The following is a 1,125-nucleotide window of genomic DNA, read 5'->3' as shown; positions in this document are numbered from 1 at the left end:
GCGCGCCTGGGTGGTCCAACAGAACCTCCCGCCGCTGCCCGGCAACGGGGTGCGGGCGATCGAACAGCAGCTGCTGTCGGCGCGGGCGGACGCACAGGCCAGCTTCGCCTGGCAGAACGTGCAGATCATCCGCTGGCGTGAGCAGCTGCATCTCCGCCGCCCCGCTACGCCATGGCCGGCCGGCTGGCAGCGGCAGTGGGATGGGGCCGCGCCGTTGTCCCTGCCTGATGGTGGAACCTTGCACCTGCATGGCACGCAGGGTTTCGCCACACCGCTGACGGTACGGACGCGCCAGGGCGGCGAACGCATCCGGCTGCCCGGCCGCACACATTCCCATGCACTCAAACAGTTGCTGCAGGAGTCGACACTGCCTCCGTGGCAACGCCCGTACCTGCCGCTGCTGTGCACCGGCGATGAAGTGCTCGCCGCCGGTGACTGCCTGATCTCCGACACCCTGCAGCACTGGCTGGAGGTGAACCAGGCCACCTTGCGCTGGCAACCGGCCGGCGGATCGAATTGACCCCACCGGCCGTGCCGCTCACACTTTGGCCATGCCCAAGAAGTCCCCCAACGAAATCTCCCCGGTCGCCCACTTCGAGCAGTCGCTGGAAGAACTGGAGCAGCTGGTCGAAAAAATGGAAGCCGGCGACCTGAGCCTGGAACAGTCGCTCGGTGCCTACGAGCGCGGCGTCGGCCTCTACCGCCAGTGCCAGCAGGCGCTGGAACAGGCCGAACTGCGCGTGCGCCTGCTGAGCGATCCGGCCCAGCCGGAAAAGTCCGAACCTTTCGATACCGCCGGCAATGACGACTGAGGCCCTGTTCACCCGCTGGCTGGCCCGTACCGAACAGCAACTCGACACCGCGCTCCCCGATCCGGACACCACCCCGTACGGGCTGCATCGCGCCATGCGCTATGCGGCACTGGGCGGCGGCAAGCGCATGCGGCCGCTGCTGGTCTACGCCGCCGGGCAGCTGTTCGATGCCGACGAAGCCCTGCTGGATGCGCCGGCCGCAGCGGTGGAGCTGATCCACGCCTATTCACTGGTGCATGACGATCTGCCGGCGATGGACGATGACGAGCTGCGCCGCGGCCGCCCGACCACCCATATCGCCTTCGACGAGGCC

At 68.2% G+C, this 1,125-nt stretch carries 3 protein-coding genes; all 3 read left to right on the top strand.

From position 1 onward, the window contains the following. A partial coding sequence (tilS, locus tag JCM9942_RS16510; protein WP_157723019.1) for a tRNA lysidine(34) synthetase TilS occupies window positions 1–520 on the top strand: 520 nt, incomplete at its 5' end. Window positions 521–551: 31 nt separating this feature from the next. After that, window positions 552–812, top strand: coding sequence for an exodeoxyribonuclease VII small subunit (locus JCM9942_RS16505; protein WP_054660940.1), 261 nt, complete (start codon window positions 552–554; stop codon window positions 810–812). Further along, window positions 802–1,125 (top strand): polyprenyl synthetase family protein (locus tag JCM9942_RS16500; RefSeq protein ID WP_172675186.1); only part of this gene is annotated, 324 nt, incomplete at its 3' end. The genes JCM9942_RS16505 and JCM9942_RS16500, both read left to right, overlap by 11 nt.

The organism is Stenotrophomonas pictorum JCM 9942, assembly GCF_001310775.1.
GTDB classification, from domain to species: Bacteria; Pseudomonadota; Gammaproteobacteria; order Xanthomonadales; family Xanthomonadaceae; genus Stenotrophomonas; species Stenotrophomonas pictorum.
This window is presented reverse-complemented; position numbering and strand designations above follow the sequence as displayed.